Here is a 26886-nt window from a genome sequence, read left to right as displayed (position 1 = left end):
TTATTCTACAGAACTACGAGGATTCAACTATGAAGTTTTCACAATTCCCCTCCAACGTCAAACTCAGAATTATCTGCGGTTTCTTTGATCATGCAGCCAGTATGAGTGTCATGCCATTTATGGTCCTTTATATTGCTGATGAACTGGGCAAAGTGACATCCGGCATTCTTTTAAGTGTCAATGTCGTCTTTAGCCTCATATGTAATTTGTGCGGCGGTTATTTTGCTGATCGTTTCAGCCGTAAAGGACAGCTTGTTGCCGGTCAGCTCTTATTTGCCATGATTATGATATTGATGACGATTTTTATTCACCCTGCTATCAATATGCCCTGGATTGTATCCATCCTCTTTATGCTATCTGCCATCAGCGGGGCTATGATTTTCCCGGCGCTTGAAGCTCTCATCATTGATTCTACAACTGAAGAGATGAGAAAATCTGTCTATGTGATGTCTTACTGGACCAACAATCTTGCGACTGCTATCGGTACAGCGATCGGCGGTCTGTTCTACAAGGACCATCGGGTTCTGCTCTTTATGTTCATCGTACTCATCATGCTGGTCAATACGGTTATCTTCCAGCGTTATCTTATAGATCCGACTGTCCATAAAGCACGTAAAGTTGTTGAAGCTCATTGGGTACGTGATTTACTGAGCAGTTACAAGGTTGCGTTGAAAGATACACGTTTTGTTGTCTTTACGTCAGCGATGATCTTTGTTTTTTCAGCTGAATTCGCTCTGACTAATTATATCGGTGTGCGTCTCCACAATGTCTTTAAACCTGTTGACCTGTTCGGTGTCCATGTTGACGGGGTACGTATGATGAGTATCCTGCTGATCGAGAATACATTGCTTGTCGTCACCATCACTTTCCTGATAGCAAAGCTGACAGAACATCGCAATCAGGTCTATGTCCTCTTGATGGGTACGTTTCTTTACACAGCAGGTTATGGTCTTGCTCATCATCTGACAACCTGGTATTTACTGATGCTTGTCATCTTCCTCGCAACAGTCGGCGAACTGATGCAGACACCGATCATCTCTGTCTTCCAGGCCAAGTTAATGCCGGCGGATAAACGGGCGAGTTATATCGCCTTCAGTTCCCTCGGTTTCAGCGGAGCTGGTCTTGTCGCCAGTTCAGGGCTGATTATCGGTACAGTGCTGAACAGCATGATGATGTCTGTCTATGTGATCGTTCTCGGACTGATCGGCATGCTGCTCTTCTACCTGGCTGTTCACTCAACAATATTCAAACAGCCAATTCCTGATTAATGGGGTGATGATATGTTGAACATCAAATATCCAGTTATCCAGGCCCCGATGGCCGGCGGTATTATACCGCCTGATGTCGCTGCAGCCATTTCAAATGCAGGCTGTCTCGGTTCCATTGCGGCTGGCGGTCTGTCAATCACTGAACTGGAAAGTCAGATTGGAACCGTACATGCATTGACGCGGTCCCCTTTTCAGGTCAATCTGTTCGCAAACGATTATCCTGAACCCTACGCTATCGCAGCGATTAATAAAGAACTCAATACCATCAGACAGCGGCTGGGTATTCCGGTTATTGAAAGCTACAGCTTCACAACAGCTGAACCCCTTGAAAGTTACGTCGATCTCTGTATCCAGTATAAAGTGCCAGTCGTCAGCTTCACATTTGGCTGTCCGACTCCATCCCTCGTCGATAAACTGCATGATGCAGGTGTTACTATAATGGGCACCATCTCCACTGTAGGTGAAGCCCTGAGGATGCGGAATCTCGGTATTGATATAGTCATCGCTCAAGGATACGAGGCCGGTGGTCATAAAGGGGGCTTCACTGATAGTCCATCCATCGGTCTGATGGCACTTGTACCTCAGGTTGTTGACGCAATTGACCTGCCTGTCGTTGCTGCAGGGGGCATCAGTGACAGACGTGGCGTTCAGGCAGCTATTCTGCTCGGTGCAGATTACATTCAGGCAGGCACTCGTTTTCTTAATACCTTTGAGAGCACAGCACATCCACTTCATAAAGCCGCCATCAGTCGGGCCTATGAAACTGATGCCCTTTATACGTCAGCTTTTTCCGGCAAAACCGCTCGTGGCATTCGTAATCAGATGATGGATAAGTTATCGCATCTGGAGATTCCGCCCTATCCCTACATGAACATCATGACAAAAGATATACGTGCTGCCGCGAAAAATCAGCAACAAGTAGATTTTATGAGTAACTGGTCCGGTCAGAATATCCGCTCATCAGAGACTCAGTCTATATCCTGTGTCATCGCAGAATTAACAGCCTCTTTCCGTTAGGAAATAGGGCTGTTTTTAGATGCTATGGTCTAAAAAAATAAATAGGTTGCAATATAGAACATACGTTCGTATAATGAAGCTACATCAATGAAAGAAGTGATGGCATGCAGCATCCAGTCTATGGTGAGCTGGATTATCGTAAAGTCGATACGAGTCAGCTCAATCCGCACATACCTAAGGGGCGTGGCATGATTAAATGGGCACCGTTTGCGACCATGCCTGAACAGTTCCAGGATGTCAGACAGCAGATAGAGAATCAGAACAAAATAACACGGCCTGAATTATCAGATGACCGCCTGCAGGAACTGGACATACAGCTTAAAGAAGCACTTCACCGACAATGTCCGGTTCTTATTCAGTTCTATCACGATGGTTATATCGATGAATTGACAATGACCGTTGAACGAATTGATACGTGGGCGCTCCATATCATCGGAACTAACCATGCAAATCAGCAGATGTGCTTCATTTCATTTATGGATGTCATCAATATCGCCCTTGAAACTATCTGAGCCACTCAGATAGTTTTTGTAAAGCAAATTACAGTCCTTTTTCACAATGACTATTATATAGAGAAAGAAATTACAGTAAATGTCTGGCATTGACCAGAATAATAAACGCAGTAAGACAGTAGTATTAACAATGAAAAAAACCTGTAGAGATTCTATACAGTCTGTAATTGTGTAGCGGTCAGGTTTCATATCTGTCACAATTCAGGAGAATACATTAAGGAGATGAACTATGAGAACTTTCCGGATACTTCTACTGACCGTCCTTACCCTTTGCATCAGCGCCCCTCTGCAGGCCAGCCACCTCGTCAAGGTGATGGATAGCAACAACAATCCTGTCCCTCACTATCCACTGCGTCTTGTAGAGGAGAACGGCGAGATTCTGGAGATGACCACACTTTCAGATGGCCAGCGTCTTATAGAGTCAGATGTTATCATGATAGATGATAACAAGGTCTCTCTTCAGACTCCCGTTGTTACGGTGACAGTTCCATCCCCGGACAACGGCGCAGCAACAGAACATCCAATAGAACCAGAACCTGAGACAGAGTCAGTCTCAGATCCAGCACCCCCCATAGACCCAGAACCACAATCTGATGCTGAGTCTGAGTCACCCTCAGATCCAGCACTCTCATCTGAAACTATCATTTATGTCATCACATCAGCAGCTCAGCCGCTTCCCTCTCAAAATCTTCTGCTGAATGATGAAGAAGTCATCACCGACCAGGACGGTCGCCTCACCTTATCACTTAAGCCGGATACTTCCTATGAACTCAGCCTGCAGAATCAGACAATGAAAATTGAGCCGGGCGAAGAAAAATACTTTACGGTCAATTCTGAACCGCTGTCTGAGTCACCCGAAATAGAATCCGAAAGTTCTGAACAGCCGGAGACTGTAAAGGAGCCCCCTTCAATCACCGCATCCACTATTACAGCTCCGAGAACACTTCAGAAGGAACCGACCTCTGAAGAAGCAAGCACAGAAGCCACTCTCATCATCCAGAAACCCACCAGGAGGCCTGTTGATACAAAAGTAAAAGAACCGACTCAAACAAAGATAACCCGTAGAGTCATTCTCAAAGATACGAAACCTCTCCCTCAAGACGCAACGCTCATCCAGCAAAAGACCTTTCAAAAAAAAGCTATCCCTTATAAGAAAACAGCTCCTCATCAAACCAATCATCAGCAGACAGCCCTGAAAAAAACAGTCTTAAAACAAACCACCATGAAACAGGACAATCTATCGCATAAAAAGCAGACTGAAACTGCAGGAAGGAATAACCTGAAACCAGAAAATCTTACCCCTAAACCTCAGCTTCCACCTCAGCTCCCTACCGTTGATCCACGTGACACGGATGTCAGACACATATCCGCTCATCAGTCTGATTCCCGGTCGCCGGTTTCGAAGCGAAACCCAAAAAAATCATCTCCTCCTATCTCAAGCAAACTGCCTGAAACAGGTGAACATGATTTTACAAAATTCTATAGCCTGACCTCTTTTCTCATTGGCTCTTTTCTTCTCTACGCAGCCCGGCGCTCAAGAGCATCATAAAAAAGAACCTGCCATTCGGCAAGTTCTTATGGATTTTGAGATTCAATTTGAGCTACAATATCTTTTGTACGACGCTCAATATCTTCAAAGTCAGCTTTAAAGCGAGTGAATAAGATAGCAGCGCCACCAGTTACTACGATTGCTAACAAGAATACGATAAAGAATAAACCTTTAAAAAATCCCTTCATTTGTTTCACCTCTATCTTTATAGTAATTTCATTTTAACATATAAAATAACTCTAAAGAAATATTTCAGACTGATATGTGCTATAATATCTAAAACTCTACTAAAGGAGGATTGAGCCATTTGTCACATGTACATCTACTTGCTGCATGGCAGCAGCAGAACTTGGAAGAACTGAAAGAACTGATTGATAAAGATGTAACTGCAACATTTGTGTATAGGGATGGACATGTGTCATATGGGGACTATAACAAATTAATCGAAATTTTTCAGCAAAGATTCAATACCCAGCAGGACTGGAATTTCGACATCATTCATAAGTCAGACCGCGGTGAAGACTCACTCGTCATCTTGAAGATCTCAAGAGAAGATAAAGATTACAATCAGCTTGATGCACCTTCAATATGTTTATTTACATTTCGTATGGTGGATGGAATCAACAAACTGTCACGTCTCCACTTTGAACTGGAGCTGGATGCTCAGTAATTACCTTTTAAAAGCATCTGTCTAATACAGACAGATGCTTTTTATGTACTTATAATGCTAAAAATAATTTTATTTGCATTTTTAAAATGTTTATTTAAATATTTTTGTTGTCTTTTTATAATTTTCTGATTATAATAAATTTAAGCTTTAAAAATACTCATTGACTAAGGGGACCTGAAAATGAAAAAAATTATTGCACCTGCTGTTCTGTCTACTGTGATGCTCGCTTCATTAATGCCAACTCATGTCACTGAAGCAAAATCAGATGCTTCTAAAGAACTCAAAAAATTGGAAAAAGTCCATAGTAAACAAGATGCAAAAAAAGCACTTAAAAATCTGCCGGGCTCAAAAGCTGTAAAAAAGAACTATAAGCAATATGAAGTAACGGCCGCTGAAACAGATGCCGAAGGTTTCACACACTACACCCTCAAACCAAAAGTCAACGGCAAAGCGGCCCTCAATACGGAAGTGAAGGTCCACGTTAACCAGTCCGGAGAAATTGTCTTCGTCAATGGTGATCTTAATCAACAAGAAGTTGCGCCGACTAATACACAGCAGATTTCAAGTGCTGACGCAGTCAGCAAAGCATTTGATGCAGCAGGCGTCAAGGAATCTGAAGTTAAGAATATGGATCGTAAAGTTGTGAAAAAAGCTGAACTTGCGATTAATGCAGATACAAATCAATATGTCTATAATGTACAGCTGATTTACGTGACACCTGAACCTGCTAACTGGAAAATCCAGATTGATGCAGAAACAGGTGAAGTCGTTAAGAAACAGAACTTGATCGAGAAAGTGGCAACGACAGGCTATGGCTACGGCAATAAAGGTGATTATAAGTCACTTAATCTCTCTGCTGAGAACGGAAAATATTATTTAACTGACCTCACACATACTGGTGACATCGAAACGTATGATGCCAAGAATACAGAAACAAACTTCACAATAATGTCTGATTACGATAAAGCATTCACCAGTACATCACAACGCGCAGGTGTAGATGCTCACTATTATGCGGACCAGGTCTATGATTACTACAAAAATACGCATAACCGCGATTCATATGATGGTAAGGGCGCGCCTCTTTATTCAGTCGTTCATTTCGGCTCCAACTATAATAATGCCTTCTGGAACGGCGAAGCGATGTTCTACGGTGATGGTGACGGTCGCACATTCTCTCCATTATCCGGTGCTAATGACGTTATCGCACACGAACTGACACATGCAGTGACTGAACACACAGCAGGACTCGTCTATGAGAACCAGCCGGGTGCATTAAATGAGTCATTCTCAGATGTTTTCGGCTACTTCGTTGACCCTGACTTCCTGATGGGTGAAGATGTCTACACACCAGGTGTGAGCGGTGATGCGCTCCGCAGCATGTCAAATCCGGAACAGTATAACCAACCGGCACATATGAACCAGTATCGTAGTCTTCCTAACACAAACGATGGTGATCACGGCGGTGTGCACATCAACAGCGGGATTCCGAACAAAGCATTCTACAACACAGTGACAGTGATGGGTAAACAGAAAGCAGAAAAAATCTATTACCGTGCCCTCAGCTATTACTTAACACCTAACGCTTCATTCTCAGATGCGCGTGCAGCTCTTATCCAGTCAGCACAGGATCTCTACGGTTCAACAGATGCTAATACTATCGCAAATGCATGGTCTAAAGTAGGCGTCTACTAAATAAAAACGGCAGGAGACAACGTCTCCTGCCTATTTTTATGCCACCTGCTTGTCATCTATTCCTAAGCAGACAAGCTGATCCAGTTTATCCGGAGCGCAGAAGAACATGACTTTACAGTCGTCCCAGTCTGCTATCACTTTATCAATACGTGCAATATGCCACGGATTGAAGAATGTCTGCCCTGATTTATTGAAGCAGTATTCATCATCAATGACATAGCATGCATGGACAACAACCCCCTCCTGTACGAAGACGAGCACACTGTCCTTTGTCGCACGGTCAAAACGTCTGAAGTTATTGCGCTCAAGCATATCAAGGAACGACTGACTATGCACCCATTCCTCGAGCAGAAATGATTCATCAGCGACACCATAAAGCGCAGCCGCAAAGCAGTTGCCGCCATGCGCTTCAGGATACTGACCATGAAGACGCTGAAAACGCTCAGGGAGTCCACTGATATCAATATCCTCAATTCGCTCATCATACAAACGTATTAATTTCTGCTGATTTTCCTCAGACAAACTGCGCCAGTAATGCTGCGTAATCAGTAAATCTCCAAGAACGAGCCGGGAACCCGTCCGTCGCTGCTCGCTGAGAATCAATTGCTGCATTTCATCCGGCAGCTCTTCATACCAGCCTGGACGCGCGACGATAACATAATCGTAATCAGTGATCTTCCAAGTACGATGGCAGTTACTGACGTGAAAGTTTTTATAGAGAATATGCCCTTTGAATTCATCCTTAGGACAGACCACAGTTGTTTTTAAGTGATCTTGCAATAAATCATACGCTGAACTGTCGATGAAAAAAAGATCCTTCTCCTGTTCAAACGTTCGCATTCTATCACTCCTCATCTATTAGCCTAAGGGAGAAATGACACAAAGTCAAAAGAGACGGGTTATAGAAAACGTCAGAAACTAGTAATAAACACATCAATTAAAGCAACTTCGCATAAATGAAACTGGAAATACCTTGTGTTAATATCATTGTTGCCATGAAAATGATAAACGCATCTTCACCAGCTAGATGAACCATCTTGAAAAAATAAAGTGAATAAAAGATAAAACTGACAAAGAGCGTCATCATAAAAGTAAACTTATAACTTCTGCAGTTAATCATCTGTTCACGTTCATCAAACTTTTCCCCTTCAAAAATAAAAGACCTGAGAATCAATACTATTCCTAAAACAAACATGGTAAGCCATAGACTCAAATTATTCATTCCTACAATAAGACCTATGGCTAATCCCATCAAAGTAAGCATGATACCCAATCCAAGTAAAACCTGCTGATTAAACGTCCGTTTCATAAAGCATCCCTCCTAATAATCTGTTTCTTCCAGAATAAAAATCTCAGTGACCTCGACATCAAATAACTCTGCAATAATCAGTCCGAGTGGCAGTGATGGGTTATACTTTCCTTTTTCAATGGAAATGATTGTCTGTCTCGATACATGCAGTCGATCAGCTAGTCGTTGCTGCGACATGCCTCTCAACTGTCTATATTCAGCGAGTCTATTTTTCATATATTCACCTCGTTATTATATTAAATGTAAAGCACCCTTTACGTCAAGTTTACTTTACATATCCATTCAAAAAAACAACCCTCCTAAGAAGGTTGTCCAGCTATCTGTCATATCCTGAAGATAGCACTGATTGTCTGAATACTGATAAGGCAATACTGCACGTGCACGAGAGCATACAGAGAATGAATACAACGCCGCTTCCAAGACCAGCGATAGTGATAGTCAATAAGGCATGATCTGTGAATCGTAATCGTTATTTTCATCCTGATTCTCTTACTGATTGTATTTGGCAGCAGTACGGTAATAGACAAACGTTGAAATAATCATTGTCATTCCGATCAACAAGATTCCAAGTAGCTGATTGTTGTCCCCTAGTACTGAATAACCAGCAAGTATCAACATAGATAAGCTACTTAATAGAATTAAAGCACTATAGCAGTCGAATAGACTTTGTAAAGTGATTAAGCGTTCTCCTTCATCCATAGAGTTAATCCAAATACGATTCATATTTTTACGTGTTGGATCATATTCACAATCACCATTATAAATGCGCGGCATCATTACAACATTTTTTCGACATAGCCAAGTTGAAAGGAAAAGAAAAATCAATCCTAATACAGTAATTATAATATAGCTCTCAAAAAATATAAGTGCACTTGAAAACCACAATAAAGAGAGAGGTAGAGAGATAGTTGCAAACATCGAACTTCTGTTATAAACATTCATCAATTTAATATGTTCATCATCTGAATGATTCACACTCAACCTTTCCTCTGACTTTTTCAGATTACTTATAGAAAGAATCAATGAAGTCAGTAGTAAGATAAAGAGAAATGTCACCACCGTCATCTTAGTCTAATCAGGATAATAATTCATGAGAAAGCGAACGAAATCTATTCCAAACATGAATATAAATCCACTTATACCTCCGACTAATCCACCTAATAAAAAACCTTTCCAGCTCCGCGTCATAACTCTTCCTCCTCAAATATAAAGATATTCTCCACCGGTTCATCAAATATTCTCGCGATTCTCACTGCTGTCAGGATGGACGGCATAAAGTCATCCCGTTCGATCAGTGAGATGGTCTGACGTGAGACACCTGCTTTTTTAGCAAGTTCCGTCTGATTGTAGCCGTCCCGTGCTCTTAATTCTTTCAAGCGATTTTTCATAGCTTCACCTATTTCTTTAACATATATATCCTTATTGTAAAATATATTTATCATTTTGACAACTATATTAGTCAAAATGATCATTTTATTTGTCATGAGTGACTGTGTTAAACTAGGATTACTACTGATAAAGGCGTGATTAGATGCAACAGGTTAAAAGTGTAATTACAGAATTCAGAGGCAGTCATTATGATTTCGGATTGAATCAGGCTGAATGGCTGAAGTCGACTTTGATGATGGAGAATCGTGAGCGGGAGTGGCGTATTCGTCGTCCTCGTTTTGATATTGATCCTGTCGAGACAGAAGAGGTCTATAAGCGTTTTGCGCCGAAGATATGGGAGGAACTGCTCGGTATTCAGGATGGTCTGAAGCTGAGTCTTGAGCAGGTGCTGCTCAACTTCGGTCATTATCGTGTGTACGCCAAGGAAAGTGGTTGTTCTGTCTTTACGACGGCGGATTATCTCGTCAGAAATTATGATTATCATCCTGCTACTTATGATGGTCGTCTGACATTCTTACAGCCAAATGATGGGGGTCTTGCGACGATGGCACCAGTGTCGCGAATTACAGGACGCATGGATGGCATCAATGAAAAAGGGCTCGCGATGGGATATAATTTCATGCACCGTAAGAAGCCAGGTGATGGTTTTGTCTGCTATATGGTCGGTCGTCTGATCTTAGAGACATGCGCAACTGTTGAAGATGTCGTTGAGTTATTGCACGAGATTCCCCACCGGTCCAGTTTCTCCTATATTGTTCTTGACCCGTCCGGTGAGACGAAGATCATTGAGATCACACCGCGTGACGTCGTTGTCAGAGATCATCATTACTGTACGAATCACTTCGAAGTGCTGACCCACGAGAACAGACGTGTGCTGACGGATTCTGAGATGCGCATGCAGGCGATGACAGAACAGGTGACCGACACACTTCCAGCCGAGCAGGCCTTCAAGATAATGAATGACACCAAAGCCGGCATCTTCAGTGATAAATATGCCAGCTGGAGCGGTACGATTCATACGAGCTGCTACTTCCCGAAGGAACTGAAAGCACTGATTGCCCTCGGCGGTGACCAGTCTCCTGTTATGCTTGATTTCGGCAGATGGCTGGACGGTCATGCACTTGATATGACCTTACTTCATGGCCAGATTGACAGTGACATCACCTTTGCCAGCGAATAGAAAACGGCGCTCTTAATGAGCGCCGTTCAGTCGTTGTATAAGTTCATAGGGTCTGACTTCATATAGATCGATATTGATATAGTTCAGCTTGCTGCATTCAAGGATACGCTCCTTGAAATGCGGATAGGTGACATGCGTATGCATCTTCTGATCAGTCAGATCATAGAAGCCGACGTCCTGCGTCTCACCTGGACAATCCGTCAGTTCTCCTCCTGTCACTTCACCATGGAAAGCAAAATTAATCACCCCGCTGGATAAGTTCTGAGTGATACAGACAAGTCCGATGATGCTGACATCCAGTCCTGTCTCTTCCTTCGTTTCTCTAATCGCACAATCTATGAGACTTTCTTCCTTATCAAGTGCCCCGCCTGGCATTTCCAGCGTGCTGCTCCTATGCAGACTTCTGACCAGTAATGTCTCACCTTTATCATTCTGCACGAAGACACTTGCTGATACACTGTGCTGCGGCTGAAAATAGTCACCTGTCGGCATCATATGTGTCTCTTTTTTTGAAATGATCCATTTATCATTGGCAATCTTCTGCAGCCGGCTGTTCTTATAGTGTGATGTCTCTTTTCTTAAATCAAAGAACTGCTGATAATGTTCGCGATTCTGAAAATCCCATATCTCAGTAATCAGGGTATGATCCTCATCAACCCAGCGTCCGACAAGTCTCGCACCGAGTTCAATATAACTACGGAATACATGTTCATGAAAGAAATCATTCACTGCCTCAAAGCCGTCAGGAATAATTTTCACTTCAGTCTTTACTTGATACATCTCTTCACACCCTTACTGCGCTTTCTTCTATTATAGAAAAAAAACAGAATATTGCTAACATTAGGCAGTGCTTTACTTTGTTAAAGTTCAACTGGCAGACTAATAAGTTGAACTTCAGGATGTTTGTGCTGCTCCAGCAGCCTGTGAATAAAAGCATATCATTATCTTCCGTCTTTTCTGAGCTCTATAATCAGATTGAGGAGATGATTAAATGACAGCAGCAAGAAATCCACTGAAATATAAGCATATTCTATTTGACCTGGATGGGACATTGACCGATCCAAAAGAAGGTATCACAAATGCTATCATCCATTCGCTCACAAAGATGGATATAGAGGCACCTGACAATGATGCGCTCATTCATTTTATCGGCCCACCGCTGAAAGACAGCTTTGAAGCTGATTATGGATTAACTGATGATAAAAACGCTCAGGCCATCCTTTACTACCGTGAATATTTTGCAGACATAGGTCTGTTTGAAAATCGGGTCTATGATGGTATTGAAAAGTTACTGATGGATCTGAAAAGCCGGGGGGCGCTGCTCTATGTCGCAACAAGCAAACCTGTGGATTATGCACGTCAGATTCTTGTTCACTTCAATTTGAGTCAATATTTTGAGATGATTGCAGGCAGCGAACTGGACGGGACACGCAACCATAAAGCTGAGGTCATCCAGTATGTCATTGAACAGAATAATCTTCAGGCAAAGAACTGTGTGATGATCGGTGACCGTAAGCATGATCTGATAGGTGCAGATATGAATAATATGGACGCTATCGGGGTTCTCTACGGTTATGGCTCAGAAGAGGAGCTTTCTTCTCACCCTCATATTGCACTTGTCCGGACAATTGATGCACTTAATCGTTATTTAATCACAAGTTAACGTAAAACAATGACGATTTGTTTAGTCCTTCACAAAATGGGTTAAATAAGTATTAATACTTATTTATAGGAGGATATCTTTATGAAGTTCAAGGTACTAAGTCTTATTCTTTCAGCAGGTCTTGCGCTTGCCGCGTGTGATGCTGATAATAGTAATGATAAACAGACAGGTCCAGATGACAATGCCCAGTCAGATGTAAATTCTGCTGAGACTAATCAGTCCAATGATGTGAAGAAAGACGAAGCTGATAATGCAGCAAAAAATTCTGATGACAATGATCAGGACGCCTCCAGTGATGCTGAAAAGGATGATGAAAAGACTCCTTCATCAACTGATGCAGACACTAAAGAAGCTTTAGCTATTCAAGATATCAATTCAACACCGGATGATATCATTAAAATCATAGAGTCACAGAAGAAAAAAGGCGAAATCACTGATCTGAAGTTCGAAAAAGAAGATAATCGCTGGGTCTATAAAGTGGCACAGAATGAAGGCGACAAGAATGTCGAGTATACTTACGGCATGAATGACCGCAAATTAATTAAAACAGAAGAAGATAATGAAAAAGAAGAAGGCATCAATTACAATAAAGCCCTGGCATTTGACGACATCATCAAAAACATCCAGGATAAAGCTGGAGCTGAGGCAGAAATAAAAGAATGGTCATTTACAACCGAGGATAACGTTCCTGTCTTTAAAGCAGAGATACTGAATGGCACGACTGAAAAAGATTACAATGTTGATCCATTCAGCGGAGCAGTCACTGAAGATAAGTAAAAAAAGCGCCTAGGCGCTTTTTTCAATGGAGAAGAAACTTTTCTTCATCACGTGAATGCATTGCATTGACAATGATCTGTGTACTGAATCCTTCTATCTGACTTCTGATCTTAGTGACCAGATCATCTGTCACCACAAACACTTCTTTTTTTCATCCTAACATTTAAATGACCCAGTTGCCGTCCTTAAATATGAATTCTTTCGAGCCATCTTCGTGAATTCCTTCAATCGACAGATCAGGTCCTCCTATCATAAAGTCAACATGTATCAGTGACTGGTTGAGTCCATATGCTTCCAGCTCTTCTTTTGAAAGTTCTTTGCCATTCTGAAGTGCACCCGGGAATGAACGACCGAGTGCGACGTGACAGGATGCATTCTCATCAAAGAGTGTATTGTAATAAAGAATACCGGAATTTGAGATAGGCGAATCGTCAGGCACAAGTGCAATCTCACCGAGGCGCTTTGCACCGTCATCTGTCGCCAGCATATTTTTCAGGACCTCGTAACCTTTGCCTGCTTCAAAGTCAACAACAGAACCGTCTTTGAATGTCAGCTTGAAGTCATCAATGATTGCACTGTTATAGCTGAGAGGTCTTGTATTACCGATAACGCCGTTGACTCGTCTGAAGTCAGGCGACGTAAAGACTTCCTCCGTCGGCATATTGACCTGAATCTCCACGCCGTCCGCATTGACTGCACTTGCACCCATCCAGATATGACGCTGATTCAGCCCGATTTCGACGTCTGTACGTTCTGATTTATAATGGAGTCGGTCAAAACCTTTTTCTGTCAGCAGCTGTGCCCGGCTGTTCAGATTACTGTTATGTTCCTCCCAGGCTTTGATCGGGTCAGGCTGATCTGCTCTGACTGCTGCAATCATGGCATCAAGGAGCTTCATACGTGCCTCTTCTCCCTTCAGTTCCGGGAAGACAAGCTCCGCCCATGCAATATTAGGGAATGCAACGATACACCACGAGAAGTCAAACCGCCCGACCGCACGTGCGAAATCCTTGTTCAGTTCACCGATCGCTGTTGCATTCGCGGCAATCTTGTCCGGATCTGCATCTTTCAGAAGTTCAGGAGACTGAGAATAAATCCGCAGATGCGCAACGCGCTCTGTCAGATGCTGATCAATCTCAGCTTTCTGATAATCATGTACTTCAGTGAATGTCTCAACGGGTGCATATTCATATTTCAGCTGGCTGGATGGTCCATCTGTCAGCTTCTGGATGACATCTACTGCCCCTTTGTCATAAGCTGCTTTTGTGACTGCTCTGACAAAATCAATGGCATCAATATCTGCACTGATCATCAGCTTCTGTCCTTGCTGAATATTCAGTCCTACTTTAACGACAAGCTCTGCATATTTCTTAACTTTCTCTTCATAAGTCATTGGTTGGCCCCCTTTATCATATCTCTTAATTATATCGGAAACCGAAACATTTTTATAGTATTCAGCTGCTTATTTTTTTCATATGGGTATAATGAAAGAAGAAAAGAAGGAGGGCTCATGATGTTATCGTTAAAAGAATACTTTGAAAATGCGTTATCTGCAGAAGATTATAAAGCGCAGATGCAGGTCAACAAAGAGGAAATGCAGCAGATTTATGATCAGTTTGAAGCACCTGAAGACCAACGAATTGATGAAGTGAAGAAAAGAAAATTAAGAGTGATAGCTATCAGTGAGGACTGGTGTGGTGATGCGATGATGAATAACGCCATTCTGTTGAAGTTTGCCGAAAAAGCAGATATGGAAGTCAGATTTGTCCTGCGTGACAGTCATCTGGATTTAATTGACCAGTACTTGACTAACGGGACTTCACGTTCTATCCCAATATACGTCTTCATCGATGAGAACTTTGAAGAGCAGGCTGTCTGGGGACCCCGCGCCGAAGAAGTACAGGCTTTCATTGAAGATTCAAGAAAAGATCTGCCTTCAAAAGAAGACCCGAGCTTTGAAGCAAAAAGCAAAGAGAAGTATCAGCTTGCACATGACAAGTTTCTGAGCTCTCCTGAATTCTGGAACGGTGTGTATTATTCAATGTTAAATCGACTGACAAAATAAATAGACCTGCAGATGCAGGTCTTTATTTCTGCCAGTATATCAGCAGGTTATCCTGATGAATCTTGTTAAATCCGAGCTTTTCGAGCACTCGGCTATCCGTCAGACATTCAGCTTTGACTGTAAGTTCAGGATAAAGACCACATACATAGCGCATCAGCTCACCTACACTTTCAGTCGCATAACCCTGACCTCTATAAGCTTCTTCAAAACCGTAGCCCATTTCAATCTCCCGGTTTATGCTGGGTTTTCCTTTAAAGCCTATATCCCGGATATACGTTCCATCTTTCTTTTGGACTATCCACGCGTCCCAGCCCTTTAAAGTAGGATCAATCGCAAGTTTACGAGCATGTGCCAGAAATCGCTGGTGTCTGTAATCCGAGCCCATCTCTGTTATCAGTTCCTGATCAAGCGGCCGTATGATCAGTCGTTCTGTCTCAAGTCTTTCACCTATTACCATAGCGCCACCTCATTCAGATTATAGCACGCTGTTTTTTCATGTTTCTGTGTCAAAAAACACAGTTGATCATTCAAACAATTGAACATCCAGCTGCTCGCCTTCCGTTCTGAGAAATGTAAACAGCTGACTACGGTGATGACTTAAATGAGTCAGAATAACGAGCAGCCATTCCGTCTGATTATATTTCGTTCCCCAGTAGCTTGCTGTCTTCACTGCAAGTTCCTCAGGTTCGAGTTCTTTGTAGGCATCTTTCAATATACTGAAACTGAGATCAAGCCGGGCCTCCAGCATTTCAGTCGATGTCAGTTCCTTCTCCCAGTAGAGATAGAACTGTTCTATTTCTTCCTCCGTGGCACCTTGACTCAATCGGTAATCTGCCTCAGGAAGCAGGACGATATGATTCAGCAGTGCCTGACACGTTCGACCCCCTGGGTAAATCTCCTGCTGCAGCGAGAAGAAGCTGACATGTTTAAAGAGTTTCTTCAGACTTTCAATCTGCCATCCAATCTGATTCATGGTTTCATTCATCATTCTGTCTCCACTAAATAAAGATGTCGGGTTGCCCTTGACGCTACTGTATAGAGCAGGAATTTGTCCTTATCTTTATCGTAGAGATCATAGTCCAGTATAAAGACATATGTGAACTCGAAGCCTTTAGACATATAGTTGGGCATCAGAATCGTGCCTTTTGTGAAGGTGTACTGGTCATGCGTGAGTAATGTGACGTCAGGCAGTTCAGCCGCTACCATTTGAGCATGGTCTGCATCCCGTGCTATAATCGCGACACTTTCAGAATCGAGGTGACTCAGCATTTCCTTAAAATGAGTGAATGACAGAGGCTTCACTTCGTCTCCATGCACACCAAGGGACTGGGTTGATGTATTACCGATAAGGGACTTCGTAAACTCTGTGATTTCGATGGTTGAGCGGTAAGATTTCGTGAGTTCGAGTGCCGTCGTCTCCATCGTATCGATATGCACCGGATGGACAAGTTGATTGCGGTCCCCGAGCATCGTTTTCCGCGCGTTCGGAAAGACAGCAGTGATGGCCGCGAGCTGCACGGGGCTGTAATCCTGCACTTCGTCAATGATCAGATGCTGGATCTTCGGTTCACGCTGCAGGCCTTTCACTTTGACTGTAAGGAGTAACAGAGGTGCTATGTCTTCATAGTTCAGCTGTCTGTTTCTGAGAGACTCAAGAGTCGCGGCACGGACAGCTGGATTCAGCTGTTTCAGAATATCAAGATAGATTTTTTCGATATTGATGAACTCGAGTCGTTTAATATAGTTTTTTACGACACGGAACTGTCTAGTCTTTTCCTGTTCAGCCTGCTTCTCAAGTTCAGCATCTGTACCGATATAATTCGTTACTCTCTTCAATGCTTTCGTCCGCTCTTTAATGGCCTTATTCAGCACTTCTTTATAACGCGGCCAGAACTCGACCTGAATTTTCTTAAGTCTTGAATCAATCGGCGAGTCCTTGAACTTGTGATAGAAGAGTTCAGAGAGTTCTTCAGCAGTGGTGAATGGCTCGTCCTTGATCTTGATCGTTCTGAATTTAATGCCGCTATCCGCAAGCTTTGCTACATGTCTGTTGATTGCGTTCAGCATATCATGCGAGGATTTGAGTCTGTATGCCGTCGTATCAGCTGCACGGCGCATACGTTCGATATGCTGGAAAAGCGTCTCAAACTCGTATCTGCGGCTGAGTTTATCATGCAGCCGGTAAAATGTCATCGCATTGATGGAAGCCTCGCCAAGTTCCGGCAGCACTTCTGCAATATAATCGCCAAACATCTCATTCGGTGTGATGAAAAGCATGTTGTCCGCATTCATCTTATGACGATGCAGATACAGCAGATAAGCAATACGCTGCATGGCGACAGACGTCTTACCACTGCCCGGCGGACCCAGCACGAGCAGATCCTGCGCTGAGTTCTGGCGGATAATGCGGTTCTGGTCCTCCTGAATCGTTGTGACGATCGACTTCATCTTGTCCTTCGCAGTATCAACGAGCAAATGCTGCAGCGCATCGTCACCGATATACAGCTCGGAGTCAAAGACATCCAGCAGTTCACCTTTTTCAATGACTAGCTGAATCCGTTCTTTGACATCAACAGACTGCAGACCGACAGAAGGGACTTCGTACTCTACACGTCCGAGGTGGTTCGCATAGTAAGTCGATGCAATAGGTGTACGCCAGTCGTAGATGATGAGGTCGTTCGTCGATGGGTCCTTCAGACTGTTAAGGCCAATATACAGCTTCTCTGAATCCGCTTCATCTTCGTCTTTGATGGTCACAGCGCCAAAATAAGGACGGTCCTTCATCTTGCCGAGACTATTCTTCACGTCCTGACGACTGACCTGCAGCTCCTCCTGGAATTTCAGTGACGGCAGTACTTGCGAATATTCTATCTGTGCATCATCCGTGATGACTGAGCCGAGTTCCTCCAGCGCGAATTTACGTTCTTCTATCAGTTCACCTGTCGTCTTCTCAAGTTCACCCGACAGTTCATTATTTATTATGTCAATCAGGCTTTTGACACCTTCCAAATGTAACGCTTCCTGTTCTTTCGAGACCATAACGTCCTCCTTTCAACGTATGATAAGTTTAGCGGATAAATGGTAATTATAAAACTATTTGTTCTTCAGTGCACGATTCAAGTGAGAAGGTGTGACTTTGCGGTTGATGAGGAGCTGGCGGAATTCTCGCGGTGTGAGATATGAGAGCCTGATATGAAAGTAATTGATATATTCAAGCCACATAAAGATGTAGGTGAGTGCAATCAGCAGCCACATCTCAGCTGAGTGCGGCATACTTAAGATAATAGTAAGCGTTGATAAGATTGCCATCGTTATAATCAGATAATGAATGCGGCTGAAACGCTGAATCTGAGTAGAAGTGAGCTTCAGCAGCCGCCGCTCATCCACATGCCACTTCATGATGCCCCAGAAATAAGAGCCGGTTGAAAGAATGATGCAGATATTGATCAGCGAAATCGATGCAGCCGGACTGAGCAGGAACGGACGTGTTTCGGGCCTGAAGAAAGCAGTGCCGAACCACAGTACAAAGAAGCCGGCTGCAGACAGTCCTTCCCCGTAGTAGAGTTGATTCACTTCTTTTTGTAGTTTTGAGGTCATGATAGGCTCCTTTCTGTCATCATACTTCTTCCCTCAACAGCCAGCATTTTGTGAGACTTAGCACTTTCAGGAATCATCCGGCACCCCTTATCTATTCAGTCTGAAAATCTGCTGGATTTCACTTCGTCTGCCTGCTACCATATCCAGTAGCATCTTACTGCCGAAAGAAGAATAAACAGTACCGTTCCCCCCGTAACCAAGCAGCATATAACAGTTCTTTTTACCCGGCACTTCTCCAATGAATGGTAAACCATCTTTCGTTTCACCGAACCGTGCGCCGTAGCGTTCCTCAATCTCAAGTGAGATATCCGGGAAAATACGTTCAAATGACCGCTTCAGCTGGTCAGTCTTCTTCTTGATTTTACGCTTGTTCGGAATTCTCTTCGTATTGTCATCAAGTCCGCCTACAATGACCCGACCACCTTCCGCATGTCGGATGTAGAGATACGGACGTGCAGTCTCCCAGATCATGGCATTTCTCGGCCACAACTGACCTACTGGTTCTGAGACAAGTGCATAGGAACGGACAAGCTTCCGTTTTCGGACCCACTTCACAAAGTGAGTATCCGCATATCCACCTGCATAAATCGCATGCTCCGCCGTAAGCGTGTATCCCTTGTCTGTCTGACACAGAACCTTACCGTTCTTCGATTTCCACTTTTTCATCCCAGTCTGCTCGTACACAAGCAGTCCGAACTCATTGACCGCTTTTTCAATCAGTCGATGAATAAAGACGTATGGATTAATCTCTGCATCCTCATAGGTAATGAGTGCCGCTTCAGCCTCAATCCTGTAACGCGTCTGCAGTTCAGCCCTATCCAGCAGCTGACACGGAAATCCATACTTTCTTAACGTTATATATTCCTTCTTCAGATGCCTTGCGTCCCGCTTCTTTGATGCATAGAGGACACTTTCTCTTTTGATGAACTGGACGTCATCCGGCAGTTCCCGGCACAATGATTCAATCCGAGACAGCCCTTCGTATGACTGACGGTAAAAATGATAGGCGTCATACTCTCCGAAGTCCTCCACACATTCATGCAGGGATTTGTCACTCATATACTGCAGGAGGCCCGTGTTCGCGGCTGAACTCTCGGCTGCAATCTGACCCTGATCAATCAGTACGGTCTGATAGCCTGCCTGCGCAAAGGTAAAAGCACTCATCGCACCACTCATACCGCCTCCTATCACCACAACCTGACACCGCAGTGATTCCTTTAAAACTGGGAACGCTTTCCCTTCAAATGTTTCCGGCCAGAATATATCTCCATTATGCAGCATATTTTCATTCCTTCTTTATTATATGATGTGTAAAACTGAGAGAGAGGGGTAAAGAATAGTAAATTATTTTTACAAAGGAGCTTTTCTTAATGTCTGAAAGTAATCAGTATCTGAAAATCGAGGTATTAATGGAAGATAACGTGGTCGTCTACCATTATGAACGCGTCACAACAAATGAAACTATCACCTTCAATAACTTTATCGCAAAATTAGGACGCGATGCAAACGGTTTTCTGACAGTCAAAGAAACCGATGATTATTCATCAATCAATGTCAATAAAATCCTTAAACTTACACCGAAAGGTATCGACACACTTTAAAATCAGCTGCGGCTGATTTTTTTATATCAATGACGAGGAGCTATACATGAACGAATCCTACCATCCTGAAGATTTGACAAATCGCCATGAGGAAAAAGAGAAAGCAGTGGATACGACCGAACTCTTCTATGATTTAGTCTTTGTCTATGCGATTTCCCAGATCTCTCATACCATCCTGTCCACCGAACACGGCAATATCCCGCTTATTAATTTCGCCAAATATTTGATGATGACGCTGGTCTTCTATACGGTCTGGTCATATCAGACAAGCTATACGAATCGTTTCGGACTGATCAGAACTAAAGATCTCTTTTTTCTGTTGTTCAACATGTTCATCGCCATCTTTCTGGCTATCAGCTTAAAGGCCGATATTGAATCGGTCTTCGATCCTATCAACATCTGTATTGCCATTCTTTTTACAAGTACCAGTCTTCAGTTCTTTCTGACGCTGAGAGACAAGATTCTGCCGCATGACCGGTTTGCCTCCATTGTTTTCGGCAGCTCTCTGCTGGTCAGTGCATTACTTGCGTCTCTTGCAATTTTCATATCTGCTCCGTGGATGTATGTGGCGTTTGTGCTTGCTATACTATCAGCCAATCTTATGCCGATGCCATTCAATCAAAAACTGCAGCTTTCAGGGATCAACGTTCCGCACATGTCAGAACGTTATTCGCTATTAATTATCATCATGTTCGGCGAAGCAATTATCGGCTTGACTGAGATATTCAAAATCAAGGAATTTCATTTCACCTATATTCTCTTGTTCCTGATTCTGATATCGCTCTTCGGTACATACTGGCTCAAGACAAACAGGCTGATACAAAAGGAGAACTATGCATCAGGACTCAGCATGATTATTGCTCATTTCCTGATGATTCTCGGTATCGGGCTACTGAATGCTTCACTTGTCCTTAATGCGAAAGAGCCGGTGGAAGACACTTTCAATATTCAGCTCATGTACGCAGCTCTCGCTTCCTTCTACTCAGGTATGATGCTGACCTTGCAATACGCCCATGAGAAATTCACCAGTGCGCGACAACTGCGTATCCTTATCCCCGTCATTCTTATTATCGGCTTTATGATTGCTTATTTAACCAGAAACTACGCCTATACTTTGACGATTATCTGTGTGATAACGACTGTCACTATCTTTCTGATTTATCTTTATCTATACAAATACAAGCATCCGGATATAGCAGAAGAGGACTAGTGATAGTCCTCTTTTCGTATCTGTTCCGTATATATTTTCCTGATCTTTCCGGCATCGTCAATCAGCACGGCAGACATATTATCGAAGTTGCCCGCTCCACTGTCGATATTAATAGCGTTGGATTTCTTATTGAACTCAGGACGTTTCGATTCAGTCGGTGTATGACCGAACACCTGCAGCCTGGACATGCGCTTCAGCCGGCCGCGGTAACGTAGGACACACCAGCTTGAATTCTCCTTGAACTTCCTGAGACCTAACCAGTTCACCCCTGCATGCGTCACATAAATATCGCCATCATCATAATAAAGCGGCAGCCTCTTCATCCACTTCACATCATCTCGGTACTTATTCCTCAGATCATAATCCATGAGAGTGTTGCGGAAGTTCTCTTTGATGTCACTGTTTTTTGTCCCGTCCTCAATATAACGGACCATCTCATACTCATGGTTACCTTTAATACACACAGTACCCGGATATCTATACTGCAGTTCTCTCACTAATTCAACCACTTTGCGTGAATGTTTGCCTTTATTGATATAATCCCCGACAAAAATCAGTTTCTGACGGTCACTGTCCCAATTCTGCAGCAATTTCTTCAACGTGTAATAACAACCATGGACATCGCCCACTATAAAATAATTCATCTCTCTCATCCTTTAAAGTGATGTATATATTTTACCACCAAAAGACTGAAATTACCTTTCAAATATGAACCTTTCAAATTTTCCAGCACCAAATTTATTTTCATTTATACGGACAGGTACTACCGTATATTCTCAGTGAGGTTTTTTTATTTTAAATAAAAAAACCACTTCCCGGATTCAATCTGAAAAGTGGTTAAATTGCTATTCTTACATCATCCCCGGCATGCCGCCCATGCCCATATCTGGTGCTGGATTTTCTTCCGGGATGTCTGCGACGACTGCTTCTGTCGTCAGGAACATCGCTGCGACTGATGCTGCGTTCTGTAATGCTGAGCGTGTGACTTTAGTTGGATCCACGATTCCTGCTTCGATCATGTTTACCCACTCATCTGTTGCCGCGTTGTAACCGATGCCTGTTTCTGCATGCTTGATTTTCTCAACGATGACTGAACCTTCAAGTCCTGCATTTTCAGCGATCTGACGGATTGGTGATTCGAGTGCTTTCAGGACGATTTTAATGCCTGTTGCCACATCTCCTGTCGCTTCCACTGCCGCTACTTTATTGTAGATAGAGACAAGTGCTGTTCCACCACCTGCTACAATACCTTCTTCTACTGCTGCACGTGTTGAGTTCAGTGCATCTTCGATACGGAGTTTACGTTCTTTCAGCTCAGTTTCAGTTGCCGCACCGACTTTGATCACCGCTACGCCACCTGATAATTTCGCTAAGCGTTCCTGTAATTTCTCTTTATCGAATTCAGATGTTGTTTCTTCAATCTGTGCCTTTAATTGTGAGACACGTGCTGAGATGTTGTTCACATCACCTTTACCTTCAACGATTGTTGTATCGTCTTTCGTTACGTGCACTTTCGCTGCTTGTCCAAGCATATCGACTGTTGTTTCTTTCAGTTCAAGGCCAAGGTCGTCTGTGATGACTTGTCCGCCTGTTAAGATAGCAAGGTCTTCAAGCATTGCTTTACGGCGGTCACCGAAGCCTGGTGCTTTGACTGCCACTGCTGTGAATGTACCACGGAGACGGTTCAGGACGATGTTCGTCAGTGCGTCGCCTTCTACATCTTCAGCGACGATCAGGATCGGACGTGATGTCTGTACGACTTGTTCAAGGAGTGGTAATAAATCCTGGAATGATGAGATTTTTTTGTCTGTGATTAAAACGAATGGATTTTCAAGGTCTGCAATCATTTTATCTGAATCTGTGACCATGTAAGGTGATGCGTAGCCACGGTCGAACTGCATGCCTTCCACAACTTCAAGTTCTGTTTTGAAGCCTTTTGATTCTTCAATAGTGATAACGCCGTCGTTACCGACTTTCTCCATCGCTTCAGAGATGAACTGACCGATTTCCTCATCAGCTGCTGAGATAGCGCCGACCTGCGCGATTTCTTCTTTGCTGGATACCGGTTTTGAGATGGCTGCAAGTTCTTCAAGCGCTACAGCGACTGCTTTATCGATCCCTTGGCGGATACCGACCGGATTCGCACCGCTTGTCACGTTCTTCAGACCTTCCTGAATCATAGCCTGCGCTAACACTGTTGCAGTTGTTGTACCGTCCCCTGCGATTTCATTTGTTTTGTTTGCGACTTCTGCAACGAGTTTCGCACCCATGTTCTCGTAAGGATCTTCAAGTTCGATTTCTTTTGCGATGGTCACACCGTCATTTGTGATGAGTGGTGCTACGAATTTTTTATCTAATACGACATTGCGCCCTTTTGGCCCAAGTGTTACTTTGACTGCATTGGCAAGCTTATCAACACCTTCCAGCATTGAGCGTCTTGCATCTTCAGAGAATTTGATTTCTTTAGCCATGTGTGAATGCCTCCATTATTTTTTAAGTTTAGTTTTAGATGAATTTGATTGTATAACTATTCTACTACTGCAAGTACGTCATCTTCAGAGAGCACTAAATATTTCGCTTCTCCGACTTTCACTTCAGAGCCACCAAATGGTGAGTAAATGATTTTGTCTCCTGCTTTAACCTGCATCTCAGCACGAGTGCCGTTTTCAAGTAAGCGGCCAGGTCCCACTGCAGCAACGATACCTTCATTGGATTTTTCTTTCGCTGAATCTGTCAGAATGATACCACTTGCCGTTTTCTGTTCCTGTTCTTTCATTTCTAAAATCACGTTGTTCCCTAATGGTCTTAACATGTGAAATCCTCCTTAGTGGAATGTATAAGCACTCTGATGGTTCAAGTGCTAATATACTCTTAGTTTAATCAAAGAAGGTCAAAAATGCAATTGATATGCTATATAAAATTTCTACTCATGCCTGATTTCCTGTACAATGGTTCTATATCGAATTAAAGGAGTTAATTATGAAATTAAGTCGTCTTTGGGCCAACATCTGGATTATCCTGATTTATGCAGGTGCACAGGTCTCATCTTTAATACCCGCAGCAATTTACCATGGTCAGAATCTTTCACCTTCAGAAATGATGACGAAAGTCATTCCCTATATGATCGGCGCTTTTGTGCTTGCTAGTATACTGGTCTACTTCATCAATAGAAGCATCAAGGATGAAACCCGGCTTGAACGTTCCCCTAAAGAAAGATGGCTCTATACTATTATCTGGGTTATTGCCGGCTTCTTTATGGCACTCATCATCCAGGCTATCATGAATATGATCAATGTCTATATCCTTCATCAGCCGATTGAAAGCCAGAATACGAATAATATCATGGCAGTCGCGAAACAGTATCCATTCTTTATCGTGATCATCTCACTCGCCGGACCTTTCCTGGAAGAGTTCGTCTTCCGTAAAGTCATCTTCGGTGAACTCTATGAATGGCTCAACTTACCGCGCTGGGCTGCCTTTCTCATTGCCGGAACATTGAGCGGTCTGTTATTTGCCGCAGCTCATATGGATTTCGACCATACGCTGATCTATCTCGGTATGGCATTTGTATTTGCCGGTCTATACGTTGCAACACGTCGCATTATCGTGCCGATCTTAGCACATATGGCGATGAATTCATTCGTTGTCATCATGCAGCTTGCTTTAGGTGATAAGCTGAATGAAGCAGCTGACCAGCTGAAGTCAACCAGTCAGCTGATCTGGCATCTGTTCCAATAGAAAGAGTCGTATTTTTAGCAATACCATTTTTTCTCTGACTTTGCTCATTAAGCAGGACGCTTTTGTTTGATTCCATCATAAAGTGTCTCAGTTCCTTAGAAACTGAGACACTTTTTCAATATTCCTATTAGTAGCGCTTCACGCCCCAGAGTCTTGCCTCACAGCGTTCAATAATAGCACGCAGCGCCTTGATCCGCGCTGCTTTCTTATTATTGGCAGGCACGATAATCCACGGTGCATGGTCTGTTGATGTTTGATCGATCATGTCTTTACTTGCCTCTAAATAGATATCCCATTTCTCACGGTTACGCCAGTCTTCATCAGTAATCTTATACTGTTTCTCAGGCGTGTTCTGACGCTCCTTGAAGCGTTCCAGCTGCTCTTCCTTATCCAGGACAAGGAAGAACTTGATGACTATCGCACCTTCAATCTCCAGACTCTTCTCGAAGTCATTGATCTCCTCATACGCGCGCTGCCATTCTTCTGTTGATGCAAATCCCTCTACACGTTCTACGAGCACGCGGCCATACCAGCTGCGGTCAAAGATTTCGATATGGCCTGTTCTCGGCACCTGTGTCGCAAAGCGCCATAAGTAATGGTAGCTCAGTTCCGTTTCGGTCGGTGCAGAGATTGCGTTGACTTCATAACCGGTCGGGTCCAGGCTCTCACGTACCCGCTTGATATTGCCGCCCTTACCTGCAGCATCCATTCCTTCGTAGACCAGAATGAGCGGAATCTTGCGGTCATATAGCGCATACTGAAGTTCCCGCATACGCTGCTGAAGTTCCGGCAGCAGGTCTTTATACTCGCTCTTCGACATCTCATCCTCCGTGTCCTCAAACATATCAGTTTCAAAATGCTCCGAGAATTTGCCGTCCACTTTCTTATTTTCTTCTTTTTTCTTTTTATCTTTCAGTGCTTTTTCCAGCTCCTCGATAATATGCTCATACATATCATTGACTGCCTGACCACGCTCCGTATAGTTGATAGTATGCCAAGGTGCAATATCTTCTGTCTCTTTCATCAGATATTCCATCTCTTCCGTATAGATATCGGCCGGAATCGCTTTTTCATATTCCTGTGCTTTCCAGCGGGTCAGCGGATTTTCCTTCGTCTGCTGAATGTGTTCCTGACGCTTCTTCTCGTCCACTTCCACATTGAATTTGATGATGCGGTATCCGTCGTTCAGCAGCATCTGCTCAAATCCCTTGATTTCCTGCATCAGAATATGATGATCCTTGAAGATATCGGCTTTCAGGTTATGATATTTGTAGTCAATCAGATTGGCATACCAGCTACGGAAGAAAAGCGTGATGTCCCCTTTTTTCGGTATATTCTTCCAGTAAGGAAAAAGAAATGGCATGCGCAGATCCTCTTCTGAGGGTGATTTCGTCGCATAGAAATGCGTATACTTCGCATCCAGTGCCAGCAGTAACTCATTTGACAGCCGCGATTTACCTGACGCCGTCACCCCTTCAAATACAATCATGACCGGAATCTTCGCCTCATGGGTCTGTCGGGCGAGCTCCGCTACTTTCAGTTCTAATGTTTCATCGATCTTAGTCATCTGTTTTCCTCCTTTGCTATTACAATGCCTGTTCCCCTTTTTGAAGCTAATCATGTATCTTAATTTGACAGAATATTGT

30 protein-coding genes are annotated in these 26886 nt (G+C 43.3%); 13 read left to right on the top strand and 17 right to left on the bottom strand.

Going from position 1 to position 26886, the window contains the following annotated elements:
• The first annotated feature begins 29 nt into the window (after nt 1-29).
• The 4 genes from ERX40_RS09100 to ERX40_RS09085 all read left to right on the top strand — a co-directional run bounded on the left by ERX40_RS09100 (nt 30) and on the right by ERX40_RS09085 (nt 4346).
• Nucleotides 30-1268, top strand: a complete 1239-nt coding sequence (locus ERX40_RS09100) for an MFS transporter (RefSeq protein WP_133418191.1) — start codon at nt 30-32, stop codon at nt 1266-1268.
• Nucleotides 1269-1280: 12 nt separating this feature from the next.
• Entirely contained in the window at nt 1281-2285 is a 1005-nt protein-coding gene (locus ERX40_RS09095; protein ID WP_133418190.1) for an NAD(P)H-dependent flavin oxidoreductase, read from the top strand.
• A 104-nt stretch (nt 2286-2389) separates the two neighbouring features.
• On the top strand, nt 2390-2797 hold the full coding sequence (locus ERX40_RS09090; protein WP_133418189.1) for a YolD-like family protein: 408 nt from the start codon (nt 2390-2392) through the stop codon (nt 2795-2797).
• 229 nt (nt 2798-3026) lie between these two features.
• Nucleotides 3027-4346 (top strand): hypothetical protein, encoded by a 1320-nt coding sequence (locus ERX40_RS09085; RefSeq protein WP_133418188.1) that lies wholly within the window; start codon nt 3027-3029, stop codon nt 4344-4346.
• A gap of 26 nt (nt 4347-4372) precedes the next feature.
• Here ERX40_RS09085 and ERX40_RS11310 read toward each other — a convergent pair whose 3' ends face one another.
• The gene (locus ERX40_RS11310; RefSeq protein WP_165980729.1) at nt 4373-4534 is read right to left on the bottom strand and encodes a hypothetical protein; all 162 of its coding nucleotides are present in this window, start codon (nt 4532-4534) and stop codon (nt 4373-4375) included.
• Nucleotides 4535-4653: 119 nt separating this feature from the next.
• On the opposite strand from ERX40_RS11310, the gene ERX40_RS09080 reads away from it, so the two are divergent.
• Both ERX40_RS09080 and ERX40_RS09075 read left to right on the top strand, forming a co-directional pair.
• On the top strand, nt 4654-5016 hold the full coding sequence (locus tag ERX40_RS09080; protein WP_133418187.1) for a hypothetical protein: 363 nt from the start codon (nt 4654-4656) through the stop codon (nt 5014-5016).
• A gap of 180 nt (nt 5017-5196) precedes the next feature.
• On the top strand, nt 5197-6711 hold the full coding sequence (locus ERX40_RS09075) for a M4 family metallopeptidase (protein WP_133418186.1): 1515 nt from the start codon (nt 5197-5199) through the stop codon (nt 6709-6711).
• Between the two features lie 36 nt (nt 6712-6747).
• On the opposite strand, the gene ERX40_RS09070 is transcribed toward ERX40_RS09075, so the two are convergent.
• The 5 genes from ERX40_RS09070 to ERX40_RS09050 form a co-directional block, all read right to left on the bottom strand.
• A complete protein-coding gene (locus ERX40_RS09070; protein ID WP_133418185.1) occupies nt 6748-7551 on the bottom strand; it encodes a hypothetical protein in 804 nt (267 codons plus the stop codon).
• 97 nt (nt 7552-7648) lie between these two features.
• On the bottom strand, nt 7649-8020 hold the full coding sequence (locus ERX40_RS09065) for a hypothetical protein (protein ID WP_133418184.1): 372 nt from the start codon (nt 8018-8020) through the stop codon (nt 7649-7651).
• 12 nt (nt 8021-8032) lie between these two features.
• Nucleotides 8033-8236: a helix-turn-helix transcriptional regulator gene (locus ERX40_RS09060; RefSeq protein ID WP_133418183.1), complete on the bottom strand. Its 204-nt coding sequence runs from the start codon at nt 8234-8236 to the stop codon at nt 8033-8035.
• Between the two features lie 273 nt (nt 8237-8509).
• Complete coding sequence (locus ERX40_RS09055) at nt 8510-9085, bottom strand: DUF3169 family protein (RefSeq protein WP_133418182.1); 576 nt, start codon at nt 9083-9085, stop codon at nt 8510-8512.
• 119 nt (nt 9086-9204) lie between these two features.
• The gene (locus ERX40_RS09050; protein WP_133418181.1) at nt 9205-9408 is read right to left on the bottom strand and encodes a helix-turn-helix transcriptional regulator; all 204 of its coding nucleotides are present in this window, start codon (nt 9406-9408) and stop codon (nt 9205-9207) included.
• Between the two features lie 143 nt (nt 9409-9551).
• On the opposite strand from ERX40_RS09050, the gene ERX40_RS09045 reads away from it, so the two are divergent.
• Nucleotides 9552-10589 carry a C45 family autoproteolytic acyltransferase/hydrolase gene (locus ERX40_RS09045; protein WP_133418180.1) on the top strand — a complete coding sequence of 346 codons (1038 nt, stop codon included), beginning with the start codon at nt 9552-9554 and terminating at the stop codon, nt 10587-10589.
• 12 nt (nt 10590-10601) lie between these two features.
• Here the strand turns inward: ERX40_RS09045 and ERX40_RS09040 are convergent, their stop codons facing one another.
• Nucleotides 10602-11369: an NUDIX hydrolase gene (locus tag ERX40_RS09040; protein ID WP_133418179.1), complete on the bottom strand. Its 768-nt coding sequence runs from the start codon at nt 11367-11369 to the stop codon at nt 10602-10604.
• 211 nt (nt 11370-11580) lie between these two features.
• Between ERX40_RS09040 and ERX40_RS09035 the strand changes: the two genes are divergently transcribed.
• Nucleotides 11581-12252: an HAD family hydrolase gene (locus tag ERX40_RS09035; RefSeq protein ID WP_133418178.1), complete on the top strand. Its 672-nt coding sequence runs from the start codon at nt 11581-11583 to the stop codon at nt 12250-12252.
• A gap of 81 nt (nt 12253-12333) precedes the next feature.
• Nucleotides 12334-13029: a hypothetical protein gene (locus ERX40_RS09030; protein WP_133418177.1), complete on the top strand. Its 696-nt coding sequence runs from the start codon at nt 12334-12336 to the stop codon at nt 13027-13029.
• Between the two features lie 163 nt (nt 13030-13192).
• Here the strand turns inward: ERX40_RS09030 and ERX40_RS09025 are convergent, their stop codons facing one another.
• Nucleotides 13193-14422 (bottom strand): aminopeptidase, encoded by a 1230-nt coding sequence (locus ERX40_RS09025; protein ID WP_133418176.1) that lies wholly within the window; start codon nt 14420-14422, stop codon nt 13193-13195.
• Between the two features lie 120 nt (nt 14423-14542).
• Between ERX40_RS09025 and ERX40_RS09020 the strand changes: the two genes are divergently transcribed.
• Nucleotides 14543-15094, top strand: a complete 552-nt coding sequence (locus ERX40_RS09020) for a thioredoxin family protein (protein WP_133418175.1) — start codon at nt 14543-14545, stop codon at nt 15092-15094.
• Nucleotides 15095-15116: 22 nt separating this feature from the next.
• Here ERX40_RS09020 and ERX40_RS09015 read toward each other — a convergent pair whose 3' ends face one another.
• The 5 genes from ERX40_RS09015 to ERX40_RS08995 all read right to left on the bottom strand — a co-directional run bounded on the left by ERX40_RS09015 (nt 15117) and on the right by ERX40_RS08995 (nt 19972).
• Nucleotides 15117-15551, bottom strand: a complete 435-nt coding sequence (locus tag ERX40_RS09015) for a GNAT family N-acetyltransferase (protein WP_133418174.1) — start codon at nt 15549-15551, stop codon at nt 15117-15119.
• A gap of 66 nt (nt 15552-15617) precedes the next feature.
• Nucleotides 15618-16079: a DinB family protein gene (locus ERX40_RS09010; RefSeq protein ID WP_165980728.1), complete on the bottom strand. Its 462-nt coding sequence runs from the start codon at nt 16077-16079 to the stop codon at nt 15618-15620.
• Entirely contained in the window at nt 16079-18133 is a 2055-nt protein-coding gene (locus ERX40_RS09005) for a HelD family protein (RefSeq protein WP_133418172.1), read from the bottom strand. The genes ERX40_RS09010 and ERX40_RS09005 overlap by 1 nt, the downstream gene beginning before the upstream one ends.
• 54 nt (nt 18134-18187) lie before the next feature.
• Complete coding sequence (locus tag ERX40_RS09000; RefSeq protein ID WP_133418171.1) at nt 18188-18691, bottom strand: hypothetical protein; 504 nt, start codon at nt 18689-18691, stop codon at nt 18188-18190.
• A gap of 87 nt (nt 18692-18778) precedes the next feature.
• Complete coding sequence (locus ERX40_RS08995) at nt 18779-19972, bottom strand: NAD(P)/FAD-dependent oxidoreductase (protein WP_133418170.1); 1194 nt, start codon at nt 19970-19972, stop codon at nt 18779-18781.
• Nucleotides 19973-20061: 89 nt separating this feature from the next.
• Between ERX40_RS08995 and ERX40_RS08990 the strand changes: the two genes are divergently transcribed.
• Together ERX40_RS08990 and ERX40_RS08985 are read left to right on the top strand one after the other, a co-directional pair.
• Nucleotides 20062-20292 carry a hypothetical protein gene (locus ERX40_RS08990; protein WP_133418169.1) on the top strand — a complete coding sequence of 77 codons (231 nt, stop codon included), beginning with the start codon at nt 20062-20064 and terminating at the stop codon, nt 20290-20292.
• Between the two features lie 46 nt (nt 20293-20338).
• Nucleotides 20339-21502, top strand: a complete 1164-nt coding sequence (locus ERX40_RS08985; protein WP_133418168.1) for a low temperature requirement protein A — start codon at nt 20339-20341, stop codon at nt 21500-21502.
• Here the strand turns inward: ERX40_RS08985 and ERX40_RS08980 are convergent.
• The 3 genes from ERX40_RS08980 to groES form a co-directional block, all read right to left on the bottom strand.
• Nucleotides 21499-22146 carry a metallophosphoesterase family protein gene (locus ERX40_RS08980; RefSeq protein ID WP_165980727.1) on the bottom strand — a complete coding sequence of 216 codons (648 nt, stop codon included), beginning with the start codon at nt 22144-22146 and terminating at the stop codon, nt 21499-21501. The genes ERX40_RS08985 and ERX40_RS08980 overlap by 4 nt on opposite strands.
• 207 nt (nt 22147-22353) lie before the next feature.
• A complete protein-coding gene (gene groL, locus ERX40_RS08975) occupies nt 22354-23973 on the bottom strand; it encodes a chaperonin GroEL (RefSeq protein WP_133418166.1) in 1620 nt (539 codons plus the stop codon).
• Nucleotides 23974-24029: 56 nt separating this feature from the next.
• Complete coding sequence (gene groES, locus ERX40_RS08970; RefSeq protein WP_133418165.1) at nt 24030-24314, bottom strand: co-chaperone GroES; 285 nt, start codon at nt 24312-24314, stop codon at nt 24030-24032.
• Nucleotides 24315-24481: 167 nt separating this feature from the next.
• Between groES and mroQ the strand changes: the two genes are divergently transcribed.
• On the top strand, nt 24482-25240 hold the full coding sequence (gene mroQ / locus ERX40_RS08965) for an intramembrane glutamic endopeptidase MroQ (protein ID WP_133418164.1): 759 nt from the start codon (nt 24482-24484) through the stop codon (nt 25238-25240).
• Nucleotides 25241-25367: 127 nt separating this feature from the next.
• Here the strand turns inward: mroQ and ERX40_RS08960 are convergent, their stop codons facing one another.
• The gene (locus tag ERX40_RS08960; RefSeq protein ID WP_133418163.1) at nt 25368-26807 is read right to left on the bottom strand and encodes a phosphate--AMP phosphotransferase; all 1440 of its coding nucleotides are present in this window, start codon (nt 26805-26807) and stop codon (nt 25368-25370) included.
• Nucleotides 26808-26886: the final 79 nt, after the last annotated feature.

This window comes from Macrococcus carouselicus, from assembly GCF_004359515.1.
Taxonomy (GTDB): Bacteria; Bacillota; Bacilli; order Staphylococcales; family Staphylococcaceae; genus Macrococcus; species Macrococcus carouselicus.
This window is presented reverse-complemented; position numbering and strand designations above follow the sequence as displayed.

Bases quoted from the DNA above. Each gene is read 5' to 3' on its own strand.
- ERX40_RS09060 (WP_133418183.1), bottom strand. From the start codon at position 8,236: ATGAAAAATAGACTCGCTGAATATAGACAGTTGAGAGGCATGTCGCAG.
- ERX40_RS08995 (WP_133418170.1), bottom strand. From the start codon at position 19,972: ATGCTGCATAATGGAGATATATTCTGGCCGGAAACATTTGAAGGGAAA.
- ERX40_RS08980 (WP_165980727.1), bottom strand. From the start codon at position 22,146: ATGAATTATTTTATAGTGGGCGATGTCCATGGTTGTTATTACACGTTG.
- ERX40_RS09100 (WP_133418191.1), top strand. From the start codon at position 30: ATGAAGTTTTCACAATTCCCCTCCAACGTCAAACTCAGAATTATCTGC.
- ERX40_RS09015 (WP_133418174.1), bottom strand. From the start codon at position 15,551: ATGGTAATAGGTGAAAGACTTGAGACAGAACGACTGATCATACGGCCG.
- ERX40_RS09075 (WP_133418186.1), top strand. From the start codon at position 5,197: ATGAAAAAAATTATTGCACCTGCTGTTCTGTCTACTGTGATGCTCGCT.
- ERX40_RS09065 (WP_133418184.1), bottom strand. From the start codon at position 8,020: ATGAAACGGACGTTTAATCAGCAGGTTTTACTTGGATTGGGTATCATG.
- ERX40_RS09035 (WP_133418178.1), top strand. From the start codon at position 11,581: ATGACAGCAGCAAGAAATCCACTGAAATATAAGCATATTCTATTTGAC.
- ERX40_RS11310 (WP_165980729.1), bottom strand. From the start codon at position 4,534: ATGAAGGGATTTTTTAAAGGTTTATTCTTTATCGTATTCTTGTTAGCA.
- ERX40_RS08990 (WP_133418169.1), top strand. From the start codon at position 20,062: ATGTCTGAAAGTAATCAGTATCTGAAAATCGAGGTATTAATGGAAGAT.
- ERX40_RS09025 (WP_133418176.1), bottom strand. From the start codon at position 14,422: ATGACTTATGAAGAGAAAGTTAAGAAATATGCAGAGCTTGTCGTTAAA.
- ERX40_RS08985 (WP_133418168.1), top strand. From the start codon at position 20,339: ATGAACGAATCCTACCATCCTGAAGATTTGACAAATCGCCATGAGGAA.
- ERX40_RS09045 (WP_133418180.1), top strand. From the start codon at position 9,552: ATGCAACAGGTTAAAAGTGTAATTACAGAATTCAGAGGCAGTCATTAT.
- ERX40_RS09070 (WP_133418185.1), bottom strand. From the start codon at position 7,551: ATGCGAACGTTTGAACAGGAGAAGGATCTTTTTTTCATCGACAGTTCA.
- ERX40_RS09095 (WP_133418190.1), top strand. From the start codon at position 1,281: ATGTTGAACATCAAATATCCAGTTATCCAGGCCCCGATGGCCGGCGGT.
- ERX40_RS09005 (WP_133418172.1), bottom strand. From the start codon at position 18,133: ATGGTCTCGAAAGAACAGGAAGCGTTACATTTGGAAGGTGTCAAAAGC.
- groL (WP_133418166.1), bottom strand. From the start codon at position 23,973: ATGGCTAAAGAAATCAAATTCTCTGAAGATGCAAGACGCTCAATGCTG.
- ERX40_RS09050 (WP_133418181.1), bottom strand. From the start codon at position 9,408: ATGAAAAATCGCTTGAAAGAATTAAGAGCACGGGACGGCTACAATCAG.
- mroQ (WP_133418164.1), top strand. From the start codon at position 24,482: ATGAAATTAAGTCGTCTTTGGGCCAACATCTGGATTATCCTGATTTAT.
- ERX40_RS09030 (WP_133418177.1), top strand. From the start codon at position 12,334: ATGAAGTTCAAGGTACTAAGTCTTATTCTTTCAGCAGGTCTTGCGCTT.
- ERX40_RS08960 (WP_133418163.1), bottom strand. From the start codon at position 26,807: ATGACTAAGATCGATGAAACATTAGAACTGAAAGTAGCGGAGCTCGCC.
- ERX40_RS09055 (WP_133418182.1), bottom strand. From the start codon at position 9,085: ATGACGGTGGTGACATTTCTCTTTATCTTACTACTGACTTCATTGATT.
- ERX40_RS09040 (WP_133418179.1), bottom strand. From the start codon at position 11,369: ATGTATCAAGTAAAGACTGAAGTGAAAATTATTCCTGACGGCTTTGAG.
- ERX40_RS09000 (WP_133418171.1), bottom strand. From the start codon at position 18,691: ATGACCTCAAAACTACAAAAAGAAGTGAATCAACTCTACTACGGGGAA.
- ERX40_RS09020 (WP_133418175.1), top strand. From the start codon at position 14,543: ATGTTATCGTTAAAAGAATACTTTGAAAATGCGTTATCTGCAGAAGAT.
- ERX40_RS09010 (WP_165980728.1), bottom strand. From the start codon at position 16,079: ATGAATGAAACCATGAATCAGATTGGATGGCAGATTGAAAGTCTGAAG.
- ERX40_RS09090 (WP_133418189.1), top strand. From the start codon at position 2,390: ATGCAGCATCCAGTCTATGGTGAGCTGGATTATCGTAAAGTCGATACG.
- ERX40_RS09085 (WP_133418188.1), top strand. From the start codon at position 3,027: ATGAGAACTTTCCGGATACTTCTACTGACCGTCCTTACCCTTTGCATC.
- groES (WP_133418165.1), bottom strand. From the start codon at position 24,314: ATGTTAAGACCATTAGGGAACAACGTGATTTTAGAAATGAAAGAACAG.